Consider the following 12,433-nt stretch of genomic DNA (forward strand, 5'->3'; position numbering starts at 1 on the left):
GTCTCGATCGAGCGGTCTGATCGGCCGGGGGCCGATCGCACCGCTCGATCGAGACGCCGGCGCGATCTCGCGCTGTGGTCGCCGAAGCCGGGGCACCTTGAAGCGCGCGTTCGGCTCGGGGCGTCCTGTGTTGTATAACGACCTATACAGTCGCGGGTTAGGTTGCCGTCAGGTCCAGGTGGTTGCCGGGCCAGCGGCGGCGCAGCCAGCGATCATGAGAGGCGATGACGACGGCGCCCGGAGCGGCGTGCAGTGCTGCGAAGAGCTCCTCGGCGAGGGTGAGCGAGATGTGGTTGGTCGGCTCGTCGAGGAGCAGCACGTCCGGCGGGTCCGCGAGCAGGACCGCGAGCGCGAGCCGCCGCCGCTGGCCCACGGACAGCTCGCCGACGGGCCGGCCGAGGTCCCGCGAAGACAGCAAACCCAGGCGGGACAACGGCGGCGCGTCGTCCCCGAGCGCGGCGCGGTAGACCTCGTGGGCCACGCGCTCCGGATCAGGGTACACAACGTCCTGCTCCAGCAACCCCACGCGCAGCCCGGGTCCGAAGTGGACGGACCCGCGCGAGGGTGCCAGCCGGCCCGCCAGCACCGACAGGAGCGTGGACTTGCCTGCACCGTTGCCGCCGGTCACGAGCAGGCGTGCCGAGCCGTTCACGTCGAGCCGGTCGAGGGTCAACCGGCCAGGCACGTCCAGGTCCCGCACCGTGATCGCCGGTCCTTCGCCGGACGCGGCGGCCGTGAGGCGCGCGCGGAACTGCAGTGGCGCAGGGGGTTTGCGCACCTGGTCGTGTTCTAGCTCGTCGAGCCGCGCCTGGGCGTTGCGGACGCGCCGGGACACCTGTTTCTGCACCCGGCCTCCCTTGAAGTTGTAGAGGTTCTTGTCGCCGTCGGGCTGCGCGCGGTTGTGCGCGACCCGCCGCGCCGTGACCGCGACGGACTCCCGCAGCTCCTTCAGCTCGTCCTGTTCCTCGGTGTAGCGCTGCTCCCAGCGCGCGCGTTCGGCCCGCTTCTGGTCGAGGTAGTCGCTGTAGGTGCCGCCGTAGCGCGTCGCCCCGCCCACGAGCCGGTCGGCCGGCGCCGGGTCGAGGTCGACGATGTCGGTGCACACCGCGTCGAGGAACACGCGGTCGTGCGAGGACAGCACGACGATGCCGGACAGCTCCGCGAGGTGGTGCTCCAGGAACTCCATCGCGGTGTCGTCGAGGTGGTTGGTCGGCTCGTCGAGCAGCATCGTGGCGGGACGGCGGATCAGCAGTGCCGCCAGCCCGAGCCGGGACCGCTGCCCGCCCGACATCTCGCCGAGGAGCCGGTCGCGCCCGAGCGCGCCGAGGCCCAGCCCGTCGCACACCAGCTCGGCGCGGCGGTCGGCGTCCCAGAGGTCGTGGGCCTGTGCCCACTCCAGGAGCTTCCCGTACTCGTCGAGTACGCCCGCGTCGTCGGGCTGGTCGGTCATCGCCGCGGTGAGCGCGTCGAGCCGAGCGGCGGCCGAGCGGATGTCGGCCAGCGCGTGGTCGAGGACGTCACCGAAGGTCGCCGACGCCGGGAACGGCAGCTCCTGCAACAGAAAGCCGACGTCGTCGCCGCGGACGATCTCGCCCGAGCGCGGCTGTTCGAAGCCCGCGAGCAGGCGCAGCAGCGTGGACTTGCCGGTGCCGTTCTCGCCGACGAGCCCGAGGCGGCGCCCGGCCGACGCGGTGAGCGAGACGCCGTCGAGGACGGTCCTGGCGCCGTAGCCGAACACGACGTCGGTGGCTTTGAGGGACAAAGACATGGGGGATCACCGGCCCTGGTGGGTAAAGCGGGTTCCCCGACGGGACTCGTGGCTCGCGGGAGCGGTGCTCGACCGGAAGCTGCCTCGGTGCGGGAAAGGGCTGGGCTCAGTTGTCCATGATGGGAAGAGGTTAACGCAACACCAGTAGGGTTAGTCAACCCCGAATTTCGCGAGGCTGCCGCGCGGCCTCGTCGACCTGCTGTGTGGCCAGGTCCGCGGCCGACTCGCCCTCGGTCAGGAACGACACCAGGGCGGTGAGCTGACGGCGGTCGAACCCGGCCAGGCGTTCGCCGAGACGCTGGGCGAGCGGGGCGTAGAGCTCGGTCAGCTCCGCCATGCGGTCGGGCAGCGCCCGCACGCGCAGCCGCCGGCGGTCCGCGGGGTCGGGCGCGCGCTCCACGAGCCGGGCGCGCTCCATCCGGTCGAGCATCCGCGTGAACGCGCCGGTGGTCATCCCGAGCAGCTGCGCCAGCTGCGTGGGGGAGTCGGTGGCGCCGCTGTGCACGAGCTGCAGGCAGTGCAGCTCGGCCGGTGTCACGCCGAGCCGGTCGGCGACTGCGGTGTGGAAGCGGACCGTGGCGCTCACGAACCGGGGGAGTGCCAGTGCGGCGGCAGTGGCGAGTTCTCGCTGGTGGGGCAACAGACCGTCCTCGGCGCGGGAGTGGCTGGCGGACACAACGACTGCGCGGAGCAGTAACTGTCCGTGATGGTAGCGAAGCCCGTTGACAGCAGGTCGGGCGGCTGCAACTCTGAAAGGGAAGTTTCGAAAGAAACCCTTCAGGATTTGAAGTCGCAGAGCCGGAGGACCGATGGCCGAGCTGCCGCCGCGCAAACGCATCGACGACGCCGAGCTGCTGCGTGCGCTGGCGCACCCCCTGCGTTCGGCGCTGCTGCACCACCTGATGGCCGTCGGGCCCCGCACGGCCAGCGAATGCGCCGACGCGGTCGGCTCCACCGCGTCCAACTGCAGCTGGCACCTGCGCCGGCTCGCGCAGCACGGCCTCGTGGAACGCGCCGACGCCACCGACGGACGCGAGCGGCCGTGGCGCGCCCTGCAGGTCGGCCTCGACCTCGGCGACCCGGGGGACGACCCGGCGTTCAACCGGGCGCAGCTGGCCGTGGTGGGCACGCAGCTCGCGGAGGAACAGGACCTCACGCGGCGCTACCTGGACTCCCTCGAAACGCTCGACCCGGCCTGGCGCGCGGTGGGCGGCTTCAGCTCGTACACGCTGCAGGTCACGCCGGCGGAGCTCGACCGGCTGCTACAGGCGGTTGACGCGCTGGTCCGCCCGTACGTCGGCGCCATCCGCGAAGACACGCCGGAAGACGCGCTGGCGGTGCACGTCGGCCTGCGCGCGTTCCTGCGGCTCGGGCCAGACGGGGAGCCGGTGTCGTGAGACAGCTGCTGGGCGTGCCCGCGTTCGTGCGGCTCTGGCTGGCCGCGTTCTTCGGCGAGTCCGCCGAGTGGATGCTGCAGGTCGCACTGCCGGTGTTCCTGTTCGCGACCACCGGCTCGGCCGCGACGACGGCGCTGAGCGTCGTGCTCGGCCTGCTGCCCGCGGTGCTGCTGAGCCCGGTCGCCGGGGTCGTCGCGGACCGGTGGGACCGCCGGGCCGTGCTCGCCGTGGTGTGCGTCGGCCAAGCAGCGGTCGCGCTGCCGCTGCTCGCAGGAGACGGCATCCCCGTCGCGCTCGTGTACCTGGTGACGGCCGCGCAGGCCGGGCTGGCGTCGGTGTTCGAACCGGCGCGCAACGCGCTGGTGCCGGAGCTGGTCGGCGTCGCCGAGGTGACGGGCGCCAACGGCCTGATGAGCGTGAACGGCAGCGTCGCCCGGCTCGCGGGCGGCTGGGCCGGTGGCGCGCTGCTCGGCTGGGGCGGGCTGGACCGCGTGGTGCTCGGGTACCTCGGCGCGCTCGCCGTCGCGGCGCTGCTGCTCGCGCGTCCGTTCCCGGGTCCGGCGGCGCCACGCGTCCGTCAGCCACGCCGGGAAACCGTCGTCGGCGCGTGGCTGGCCGGGCTGAGAGAGCTCACGCGGGACCCGCGGCTGCGGGCCACCGGGATCGCGACGGTGCTCGTGTCCGTGGCCCAGGGGATGTTCCTGGTGCTGTTCGTGGTCTTCGTGCTGGACGTGCTCGGCGGCAGCGAGGCCGACGCGGGGCTGCTGCGCGGCGTGCAGGCGATCGGCGGGCTGGCGGCGGGCTTCGGTGTGGCGACGCTCGCCCGGCGCGTGGCGGGCGCTTCGCTGCTCGCGTGGGGCTCGCTGGCGACCGGTCTGGTGTCGGCGTTGATCTGGAATACGGCAGCCCTCACGACGGCGCTGGGGATCTACGTGGGCCTGTTCGCGGTGGCCGGCGGACCCGCGGTGCTCACGGGCGCCGGCCTGCTGGCGCACGTCCAGAGCGCGGCGGCGCCCGAGCGTGCCGGCCGGGTGCTGAGCACGGTGTTCGCTGTGGTCGCGGCGGCCCAGGCCGCAGGGTCGCTGCTCGCCGGGGCGCTGGTGGCCGTGACCGGCCCGGCGGTGCTGCTCGACGTGCAGGCCGGCGTCTACGTGGTGGCCGGGCTGGTGCTGCTGGGGTGGCGTAAGGGGCGGTTCTGGCGATCTGCCGGTCGGGAAATGGCTACGGTGGAGGAGTGCCGTCTCTCTTCGCCACCAGCGACCTCCACGTGACCCACGAGGGCAACGGGCCGATCCTCGACCGTGTCGTGCCGGATTCGCCGGAAGACTGGCTGCTCGTGGTCGGTGACGTCGCCGAACGCTCGTCCGTCATCCGCGACACGCTCGCCACCCTGCGCGAGCGGTTCGCCAAGGTCGTCTGGGTGCCGGGCAACCACGAGCTGTGGACCACGCCGAAGGACGAGTCGCAGCTGCGCGGCCAGGCCCGCTACGAGTTCCTCGTGGAGCAGTGCCGGGAGATCGACGTGCTGACTCCCGAGGACGAGTTCCCCGTGTGGGAGCACGGCGCCAGGCCGCTGACGATCGCGCCGTTGTTCGTGCTCTACGACTACAGCTGGCGTACCCCGGCCGCCGCGGGCAAGACGATCGAGGAGGCGCTCGCGCAGGCACGCGAGGCCGGCGTGGTCTGCACGGACGAGTACTTCCTGCACCCCGACCCGTTCCCGAGCCGCCAGGCCTGGTGCGCCGAGCGCCTGAAGGTCAGCACCGACCGCCTCGACGCCATCCCGGCCGAGCACGGCACGATCCTCGTGTCGCACTGGCCGCTGCACCGCCACCCGACCGCGCCGCTGCACTACCCGGACTTCGCGCTGTGGTGCGGCACCACGGAGACCGAGGACTGGCACCTGCGCTACCGCGCCGAGCTCGCCGTGTACGGCCACCTGCACATCCCGCGCACGACGTCGGCCGACGGCGTGCGGTTCGAGGAGGTCTCGCTCGGCTACCCGCGCGAGTGGAGCCGCCGCGCCCGCGGGGCCGTGCCGCTACGGAAGCTGCTGACTGCGTGACCGGCGAACCCCGGATTCGCACCGTCCTCGGCGACGTCGCGCCCTCGTCACTCGAGGTGTGCGACGCCCACGACCACCTGTTCTTCGCCTCCCGGCAGCTCGCCGGGCAGGAGCTCGACGACGTGGCGGCCGCCGAGGCCGAACTGCGGGCGTTCGCGGCCGCGGGCGGGCGCACGGTGGTCCAGTGGACGCCGTTCGGCCTGAACCGCCGCGCGGCCGACCTCGCCGCGCTTTCGCAGGCGACCGGCGTGCACGTCGTCGCCGCGACGGGCTTCCACCGCGCCGAGCACTACCCGGCCGACGTCCTCGACCGCGTCGCCGACCGGCTGGCCGAGATCTTCGTGGCCGACCTCCTCGACGGCATCCCCGCGGGCGACGACCCGGACGCCGACCGCACCGGACCTCGCGCGGGCCTGATCAAGGTCGCGGGCGCGTTCCACGTCGTCGACCGGCACGCCCGCTGGACGATGGTCGCCGCCGCGCAGGCCCATCAGGAAACGGGCGCGCCGATCGCCGTGCACCTGGAGCTGGGCACCGCGGCCCGGGAGGTCGCCGACCTGCTGTGCGGCGAGCTGGCCGTGCCGCCGTCGCGCGTGATCCTGGGCCACCTCAACCGCAACCCCGACCTGCGTGTGCTGCGAGAGGTCGCCGACACCGGCGTCTTCCTGGGTTTCGACGGCCCGTCGCGCGCCAACCACGCCACCGACTGGCGCCTGGCCGACCTGCTGTTCGAGCTCGCGACCTCCGGTCACACCGGCCAGCTGCTCCTCGGCGGCGACACGACCACCGCCGCGGCCCGGCTGTCCTCCGGCGGCGGCCCCGGCATCCCGTACCTGCTCACGACGCTGCGGCCCCGGCTCGTCCGAGCCCTGGGCGACGACATCGTGCAGGCGATGCTGGTCTCGAATCCGGCCCGTGCGTTCGCGGCCCGCTGGCGTCGCTGAGCCGAGCCCGGAGACGGGAAAGGCCCCCGCCGCGAGTGCGGCAGGGGCCATTCCGGCTGGGTAGCGGCTCAGCGGAGGCCGAAGCCCCCGCCCTCCTGGCCCGGGCGGCGCCGGCGCAGGTAGCGCTCGAACTCGGCCGCGATCTTGTCGCCGGAGACCTCCTCCATGGTGAAGTCGGTTTCCGCGTCGCCGCGTTCTTCGAGGCTGCGGACGTACTCGCTGATCTCCTCGTCCTCGTCGGCCATCTCGCTGACGGTCCGCTGCCACTCCTCGGACTGCTCGGGCAGCGCGCCCAGCGGGATCTCGACGTCGAGGACATCCTCGAGCTTGTGCAGCAGCGCCAGGGTCGCCTTCGGGGACGGCGGGTGCGACACGTAGTGCGGCACCGCCGCCCAGATCGACACGGCGGGGATGCCGGCCTGCACGCAGTAGTCCTGCAGCACGCCCACTATCCCGGTCGGCCCCTGGTAGTTGTTCAGCTCGAGGCGGAACCGGCTGGCGGTGTCCTTGTCGTAGGCGGTCCCGGTGACCGGGACGGGCCGCGTGTGCGCGGTGTCGGCCAGCAGCGCGCCCAGCGCGACGACGGTGTCCACGTCGAGCTGCATGATGTGCTCCAGCAGCTCCGCGCAGAACGCGCGCCAGCGCATGTTCGGCTCGGGGCCCTGCACCAGCACCACGTCGCGGTCGAGCCCCTCGGGCCGGCAGATGGACAGGCGCGTGGTCGGCCACTCCACCTGCCGGGTCACGCCGTCGACCATGCTGATGGTCGGCCTGCTGACCTGGAAGTCGTAGTAGTCGTCCGGCTCCAGCTCCGCCAGCGGGGTGGCGTCCCAGTTGAGCTGCAGATGCTCGATCGCGCGGCTGGCCGCGTCGCCAGCGTCGTTCCAGCCTTCGAAGGCCACCACCATCAGGGGGCGCTTCGATTCCGGGCGGGCGCGATCCGGGTCTCCGGGTCGCTGGGTCTCGTCGACTGGCTCACTCACCTTCCCAGCCTACGACCCTTCGCCCGTAACCTGTGCAGCATGTCCGACCGCGCGCCGTCACCACCGCCGCCCGCGCGCGGCGCCCGGGTACCGGTGTGCGGGACACGCCGGGGAGCCGCAGCTCAGCGCCTTGTGGACGGTGCGCGGCGCCCCCGCCCGGCGGCGCGATGCGGATGGGATACTGGAGACGATCCGGCCCGCCGTCGTGCCCGGTCCCCCCGGTGGACGGTCCGGGGCCGCCGCCGGCACGAGGCAAGCCCACTCTTTCGGGGCGGATTCGTGCGGGTGCGCCGCGGCCGTCCGTCCACCCGCCGACGCACCGACAAGGAGAAACCGTGACTGCACCGTCCTCTTCGGACGGACTGGGCGCCGTCCTGTGGGACATGGACGGCACGCTCGTCGATTCCGAGAAGCTCTGGGACGTCGCGCTGTACGAGTGCGCGGAAGCGCTCGGTGGCAGGCTGTCCGAGGAGCAGCGGATGACGCTCGTGGGGTCCAACATGGACGCCACGGCCACCTACCTGCTGGAGGTGACCGCGCGGGAGGTCACGCCGGAGTCGGTCGCCGAGACCGGCGCGTGGATCCGACGGCGCACGGCGGGCCTGTTCGACGACGCGCTGCCGTGGCGCCCGGGCGCGCGCGAGGCGCTGGCCGCGGTGAAGGCCGCCGGCATCCCTTCGGCGCTGGTCACGTCGACCGAGCGCGCGCTGACGGAGCTGGCGCTGCAGACGATCGGCCGCGAGTTCTTCGACGTCACGGTGTGCGGTGACGAGGTCGACGGGCTGAACAAGCCGCACCCGAGGCCGTACCTCAAGGCCGCCGAGCTGCTCGGCGTGCCGCCGGAGCGGTGCGTCGCGGTGGAGGACTCGCCGCCGGGCGCGGAGTCGGCCGAGAGCGCCGGCTGCTCGGTGCTCGTGGTCCCGAACGACGTGGAGGTTCCGGCGGGGCCGGGGCGGGTGTTCCGCGAGTCGCTCGCGGGCGTCGACGTGGCCGCGCTGGCCGCGTTGCTGCCGCGAGTGTGACCCTTGCGGCATCGGGGTCACCCGGGGCAGCGCCCGCCCGTGCGGGATGGAAGGATCTGCAGACCGTGAAGACCTTCGATGAGCTGTTCGCGGAGCTTGCCGAGCGCGCCCGCACCCGTCCCGACGGGTCCGGCACCGTCGTCGCCCTCGACGACGGGGTGCACGCACAGGGCAAGAAGGTGCTCGAGGAAGCCGGCGAGGTGTGGATCGCCGCCGAGCACGAGTCCGACGACCGCCTCGCGGAGGAGATCTCGCAACTGCTGTACCGGGTCCAGGTACTCATGCTCGGCCGGGGGATCTCGACCGAGGACGTTTACCGCTACCTGTGACGCGTTCGCGCACCGGAGATCGAGGAGAGAGTCACATGCTGCGTGTTGCCGTGCCTAACAAGGGAGCCCTCGCCGCGGCGGCGGCCGAGATGCTTTCCGAGGCGGGCTACCGCAAGCGACATGACTCGAAGGACCTGACCGTGCTCGACCAGGTCAACGAGGTCGAGTTCTTCTTCCTGCGCCCCAAGGACATCGCGATCTACGTCGGCTCCGGCGAGCTGGACCTCGGCATCACCGGCCGCGACCTCGCGCTCGACTCGGGCGCGCCGGTCGAGGAGATGCTCGCGCTCGGCTTCGGCGGGTCCACCTTCCGCTACGCCGCCCCGGCGGGCCAGGACTGGAAGCCGGCCGACCTGCAGGGCAAGCGTCTCGCGACCTCGTACCCGCGGCTCGTACGTGAGGACCTGGCCCGCCACGGCGTGGAGGCCGAGGTGATCCGCCTCGACGGCGCCGTGGAGATCTCGATCCAGCTCGGCGTCGCCGATGCGATCGCGGACGTGGTCGAGTCCGGTCGCTCGCTGCGCCAGCACAACCTGGTGGCCTTCGGCGACCCGATCTGCGTGTCGGAGGCCGTGCTGCTGCAGCGCGCGGGCAGCGACTCGGCGAAGGCGAAGAGCCAGCTGGCAGCGCGGCTGCGGGGTGTCGTGTTCGCGCAGCAGTACATGATGCTCGACTACGACTGCCCGCGCACGCTGCTGGAGCAGGCCATCGCCATCACCCCGGGCCTGGAGTCGCCGACGGTCGCCCCGCTGGCCGACGAGGACTGGGTCGCCGTGCGCGCGATGGTGCCGCGCAAGAAGGTCAACCAGATCATGGACGAACTCGCCGAAGTGGGCGCCAAGGCGATCCTCGCCTCGGACATCCGCTCCTGCCGGTTGTAGTCAAAGCTGTGTTTTCTGCCTCGGCTCCGCCGAGGCGTGCGAGATCGCCTTTGAGCCGGCGTTTGAATCGAGCGATCTGATCGGCCGGGGGCCGATCGCATCGCTCGATTCAAACGCCGGCGCGATCTCGCGCTGTGGTCACCCAGCGGTTCGCCTTTGAGCTGACCGTCCGATAAGGACAGACAGCTACCTCGGCCGGGTAGGGCGTTTGGGCATCAAGTCGTAGAGCTTTTTGCGGGCGCCGTTGTCGTTGGCGTTGCGGGTCATCGCGACTTCGGAGATGAAGTCCTCGAAGACGAACTCGTCGTCGGCCGGGACTTCGGTGGGGCCGGGGTTCTGGGCCAGGTAGCCGTCGAGGGTTTCGGCGATCTCGCGGAACGACAGGGCCTGCAGGGTTTCCGGGGCGTACGTGGTGACGGGAACGCCGTTGGCCGCGGCCTCGTTCATCACGACGCCGAGCGGTACGTGCGAGAGCATCGGGACGCCGAAGCTGTGCATCTCCTGTAGCGCGGCGGCCGCGTAGTGGGAGATCGGGCGGCGGTAGAGCCCGGGCACGATCCCGTACCACGCGATCGGCGTGCGGCCGGTGGTCTGTTCCACGTAGCGCACCTGGTCGCCGAGCAGCCGCAGCGCGCGGATGCTCGTTTTGTCCGGCTGCACCGGCACCAGGATTCCGTGTGACGCCGCGAGTGCGTTGTTGGTCAGCACGTCGAGCGCGGGCGGGCAGTCGATGACCACGTGGTCGTAGTTCGCGAACTGGATCACGCGCGCGAGCTGCCAGCCCGGCACGCGGAACGAGTCCAGCCGGCGGATCAGGTCGAACATGCCCGGCGACGTCGGGATCACGTCGAACGCGCCGCCGCGGCCGAGGTTGCTGCGCGGGTGCGGCACCGCGAGCTCCTCGATCGGGCCCTTCCAGAGCTTCGTGAGCGCCTTCGCGAGCGTGGGTGTGTCACCGGACGCCTCAGCCAGGCCGAGCATCTCGGTCGTCGCGTGCCCCTGCGGGTCGAGGTCGATCAGCAGCACGCGCCGGCCGCGTTCGGCCAACGCCGCGGCCGCGCCCACGCTGAGTGAGGTCTTGCCGACCCCGCCTTTCTGGTTGACCACCGAGGTGATCTGCATGCCGGAGCGCTCCCTTGTCGGTCTTTCCGCGAAGGTTATTGGATCTGGGGCGCGGGCGCGCGGTTATCCGTTTTGGGCCTGTCGCGGCCGGACGAGCAGAGCCTGCGCGCCGGTGCCGATCGGACCGGAGCCGTCGTGCAGAGTACTCGTGGCGGTGCCGACGCCGTGCGGGCCGACCAGGGTCACGGCGTCAAGCCCGATCCACTCGCCCTCCGGCGCCCGGCGCAGGTGGACCGTGAGCTCCGAGTTGATGAACCACCAGTCGTCGGTGGGCAGGAAGTGGGACACGCCGTTGGCCGAGTCCGCGACCGCGAACAGCCGCTGCAACCCGGTGGGCTCCTCGCCGTCGACGAGCGGGATCCGCTGCCGGCCCCACACCGCGGCCGGGCCCGGTGCCGAGATGCTGCCGCGCACGGCCCGCCACTCGACGGCGTTGAGGTAACCGCCGCGCCAGTCGGCGGGGAACGTCGTCTCCGTGCCCACCTCGGCCGAGGGCAGCAGGGGACCGGCGTCGGTCGCGACGCTCGTGGTGTCGGTGGTCGCGATCCGCCACGCGCTGGCCCGGGCGATCAGCTTGCCGCCCGCGGACAGCTCCGACTGCAACAGCTCCACCGACCGGCCCGGCCGCTCGATCCACGACCGCTGGTCCAGTTCCGCGACGGGCGCCGGCCCGAGGATCTCGATGGTCACGCGCGCGATCAGCGCCGGGTGCGGCGCTTCGAGCTGTTCCAGCCCGCGCGCGAGCAGCGCCGACGGTGGCCCGAAGTGCTGCGCGCCGGGTGCCCAGGGGCCGCTGGTGTGCTCGGTCGCGGCGTACCGCTCGTCGCCGAGCGGGACGTAGAACGCGTCGGCCATCAGTCGGCCCGGTCCAGTGCGGTCTCTTCGCCCGCGTCGGGTTCCGGCCAGCCGGGGTACTCCGGCGGAGTGCCGCCGAACTCCGGGCAGTGCGCCTGGTGGTCGCACCACGAGCACAGCTTGCCCGGGTTGGGCCGGAAGTCGCCGGTCTTGCCCGCCTTGAGGATCGCCTGCCAGATGGCTTCCAGCGTGCGCTCGAACCTCACCAGCTCCGCTTCGTCGGGCGTGTAGGCGAGCGACTGGCCGTCGGTGAGGTACATCAGCTTCAGCTGCCGCGGCACGATGCCGCGCAGCCGCCACAGCACCACGGCGTAGAACTTCATCTGGAACATCGCCTTGGCCTCGCCGATCTCACGCGGCGCGGCCCCGGTCTTGTAGTCCACCACGCGGATCTCGCCCGTGGGCGCCACGTCCACTCGGTCGATGTACCCGCGCAGCAGCACCCCCGAGCCCAGCTCGATCTCCACGTGCAGCTCACACGCCTCCGGCTCCAGCCGGCGCGGGTCCTCCAGCTCGAAATACGCGTCGAGCAGCTTCTCCGCCGACGCCAGCCACTTGTCGGATTCGCCCTCCTCGGCGTCCGTGAACAGCTCGGTCCACTCCGGACTCGCGGCCGACAGCTCCGCCCACGTGGGCGCCAGCAGATCCTTCGCCCGCGGCGCCACGCGCTCACCCGCGGGCAGACCGAACAGCCGTTCCAGCACGGCATGCACGAGCGTCCCGCGCACCTGGGCCTTCGTGGGCACCTCGGGCAGCCGGTCGACGGCCCGGAATCGGTAGAGGAGCGGACACTGTTTGAAATCGCTGGCACGTGACGGCGACAGCGCCGGCCGCCTGCGGACGGGCGCGTCACCGGTTCCCGGTGGGGTGATGACCGTAGCGGTGTCGGGCATGGCCAGAGCGTAACGCTGGGCACCGACAGAATCTTTGGCCCCGGCTTCGCCGAGGCGGCGAGATCGCCTTTGAGTCGGTGTTTCGATGGGGGCGGTCGGATCGGCCTGGCGGCCGATCGCACCGCCATCCGCGGAGGGGGGGGGAGGGGCAGAGGGTGTGGTGGGGGGGGGTGT

The 12,433-nt window shown here is 72.1% G+C and carries 13 protein-coding genes; 7 read left to right on the plus strand and 6 right to left on the minus strand.

The features are described from left to right. Window positions 1-157: 157 nt before the first annotated feature. Both AB0H62_RS27550 and AB0H62_RS27555 read right to left on the minus strand, forming a co-directional pair. Complete coding sequence (locus AB0H62_RS27550) at window positions 158-1,768, minus strand: ABC-F family ATP-binding cassette domain-containing protein (RefSeq protein WP_360589068.1); 1,611 nt, start codon at window positions 1,766-1,768, stop codon at window positions 158-160. Window positions 1,769-1,922: 154 nt separating this feature from the next. Further along, complete coding sequence (locus AB0H62_RS27555) at window positions 1,923-2,408, minus strand: MarR family transcriptional regulator (RefSeq protein ID WP_360589069.1); 486 nt, start codon at window positions 2,406-2,408, stop codon at window positions 1,923-1,925. Between the two features lie 169 nt (window positions 2,409-2,577). On the opposite strand from AB0H62_RS27555, the gene AB0H62_RS27560 reads away from it, so the two are divergent. Genes AB0H62_RS27560 through AB0H62_RS27575 form a run of 4 tightly spaced genes read left to right on the plus strand, consistent with a single transcriptional unit; the run spans window position 2,578 to window position 6,174 of the window. Next, entirely contained in the window at window positions 2,578-3,165 is a 588-nt protein-coding gene (locus AB0H62_RS27560; protein ID WP_220240799.1) for a helix-turn-helix domain-containing protein, read from the plus strand. Next, window positions 3,162-4,436 carry an MFS transporter gene (locus AB0H62_RS27565; protein WP_360589072.1) on the plus strand — a complete coding sequence of 425 codons (1,275 nt, stop codon included), beginning with the start codon at window positions 3,162-3,164 and terminating at the stop codon, window positions 4,434-4,436. The genes AB0H62_RS27560 and AB0H62_RS27565 overlap by 4 nt, the downstream gene beginning before the upstream one ends. Continuing rightward, window positions 4,400-5,230: a metallophosphoesterase gene (locus tag AB0H62_RS27570; protein ID WP_220240797.1), complete on the plus strand. Its 831-nt coding sequence runs from the start codon at window positions 4,400-4,402 to the stop codon at window positions 5,228-5,230. The genes AB0H62_RS27565 and AB0H62_RS27570 overlap by 37 nt, the downstream gene beginning before the upstream one ends. After that, a complete protein-coding gene (locus AB0H62_RS27575) occupies window positions 5,227-6,174 on the plus strand; it encodes a phosphotriesterase (protein ID WP_360589074.1) in 948 nt (315 codons plus the stop codon). The genes AB0H62_RS27570 and AB0H62_RS27575 overlap by 4 nt, the downstream gene beginning before the upstream one ends. A 68-nt stretch (window positions 6,175-6,242) precedes the next feature. Here the strand turns inward: AB0H62_RS27575 and AB0H62_RS27580 are convergent, their stop codons facing one another. After that, the gene (locus tag AB0H62_RS27580) at window positions 6,243-7,157 is read right to left on the minus strand and encodes a PAC2 family protein (protein ID WP_220240795.1); all 915 of its coding nucleotides are present in this window, start codon (window positions 7,155-7,157) and stop codon (window positions 6,243-6,245) included. A 335-nt stretch (window positions 7,158-7,492) separates the two neighbouring features. On the opposite strand from AB0H62_RS27580, the gene AB0H62_RS27585 reads away from it, so the two are divergent. The 3 genes from AB0H62_RS27585 (at window position 7,493) to hisG (ending at window position 9,389) form a co-directional block, all read left to right on the plus strand. After that, on the plus strand, window positions 7,493-8,179 hold the full coding sequence (locus AB0H62_RS27585) for an HAD family phosphatase (RefSeq protein ID WP_255638038.1): 687 nt from the start codon (window positions 7,493-7,495) through the stop codon (window positions 8,177-8,179). Between the two features lie 65 nt (window positions 8,180-8,244). Continuing rightward, window positions 8,245-8,508, plus strand: a complete 264-nt coding sequence (locus AB0H62_RS27590) for a phosphoribosyl-ATP diphosphatase (protein WP_184778231.1) — start codon at window positions 8,245-8,247, stop codon at window positions 8,506-8,508. Window positions 8,509-8,543: 35 nt separating this feature from the next. Then, window positions 8,544-9,389, plus strand: a complete 846-nt coding sequence (hisG, locus tag AB0H62_RS27595) for an ATP phosphoribosyltransferase (protein WP_220240794.1) — start codon at window positions 8,544-8,546, stop codon at window positions 9,387-9,389. A gap of 186 nt (window positions 9,390-9,575) precedes the next feature. On the opposite strand, the gene AB0H62_RS27600 is transcribed toward hisG, so the two are convergent. From AB0H62_RS27600 to AB0H62_RS27610, 3 genes are all read right to left on the minus strand, one after another. Beyond that, window positions 9,576-10,511, minus strand: a complete 936-nt coding sequence (locus tag AB0H62_RS27600; RefSeq protein WP_220240793.1) for a ParA family protein — start codon at window positions 10,509-10,511, stop codon at window positions 9,576-9,578. A 63-nt stretch (window positions 10,512-10,574) separates the two neighbouring features. Then, the gene (locus AB0H62_RS27605) at window positions 10,575-11,366 is read right to left on the minus strand and encodes a thioesterase family protein (RefSeq protein WP_354878829.1); all 792 of its coding nucleotides are present in this window, start codon (window positions 11,364-11,366) and stop codon (window positions 10,575-10,577) included. Continuing rightward, window positions 11,366-12,259 (minus strand): RecB family exonuclease, encoded by an 894-nt coding sequence (locus AB0H62_RS27610; RefSeq protein ID WP_220240791.1) that lies wholly within the window; start codon window positions 12,257-12,259, stop codon window positions 11,366-11,368. Before AB0H62_RS27610 ends, AB0H62_RS27605 begins: the two co-directional genes overlap by 1 nt. Window positions 12,260-12,433: the final 174 nt, after the last annotated feature.

This window comes from Amycolatopsis sp. NPDC050768, from assembly GCF_040654155.1.
Lineage (GTDB): Bacteria > Actinomycetota > Actinomycetes > Mycobacteriales > Pseudonocardiaceae > Amycolatopsis.